Source organism: Streptomyces plumbidurans (assembly GCF_019857225.1).
In the GTDB taxonomy this organism is placed as follows: domain Bacteria; phylum Actinomycetota; class Actinomycetes; order Streptomycetales; family Streptomycetaceae; genus Streptomyces; species Streptomyces plumbidurans.
This window is the reverse complement of sequence record NZ_JAFJSY010000176.1, coordinates 1-743: the sequence shown is the minus strand read 5'-3', so window position 1 is coordinate 743 and position 743 is coordinate 1. Positions and strand designations below refer to the sequence as shown.

Annotated in this window: 1 protein-coding gene; it reads right to left on the bottom strand. The window is 65.9% G+C overall.

The genetic code is table 11. The features are described from left to right. On the bottom strand, positions 1-743 hold a 743-nt coding region (locus JYK17_RS40290), incomplete at both ends, for a cbb3-type cytochrome c oxidase subunit I (protein WP_222812330.1).

Below are 743 nucleotides of genomic sequence, written 5' to 3'. Positions count from 1 at the left end.
GACCCCTTCCACATGGTGCCGATCCAGTTGAAGAACTTCACGCCCGTGGGCACGGCGATCAGGAACGTCATGAAGGAGAAGAACGGCAGCAGGACGCCGCCGGTGACGTACATGTGGTGCGCCCACACCGTCACCGACAGGCCGGCGATCGCGATGGTCGCGCCGATCAGACCCATGTAGCCGAACATCGGCTTGCGGGAGAAGACCGGGATGACCTCACTGATGATGCCGAAGAACGGCAGCGCGATGATGTACACCTCTGGATGGCCGAAGAACCAGAAGAGGTGTTGCCACAGCAAGGCGCCGCCGTTGGCCGGGTCGAAGACGTGCGCGCCGAACTTGCGGTCCGCCTCCAGCGCGAACAGCGCGGCGGCCAGCACGGGGAAGGCCAGCAGCACCAGCACGGCGGTCAGCAGCACGTTCCACACGAAGATCGGCATGCGGAACATGGTCATGCCCGGCGCGCGCATGCAGATGATGGTGGTGATGAAGTTGACCGAGCCGAGGATGGTGCCGAAGCCGGAGAAGGCCAGGCCCATGATCCACAGGTCGCCGCCGACGCCGGGCGAGTGGATCGCGTCGGACAGCGGGGCGTAGGCGAACCAGCCGAAGTCGGCCGCGCCCTGCGGGGTCAGGAAGCCGCCGACGGCGATCAGCGAGCCGAACAGGTACAGCCAGTAGGCGAACATGTTCAGCCGGGGGAAGGCCACGTCCGGGGCGCCGATCTGCAGCGGCATGATCCA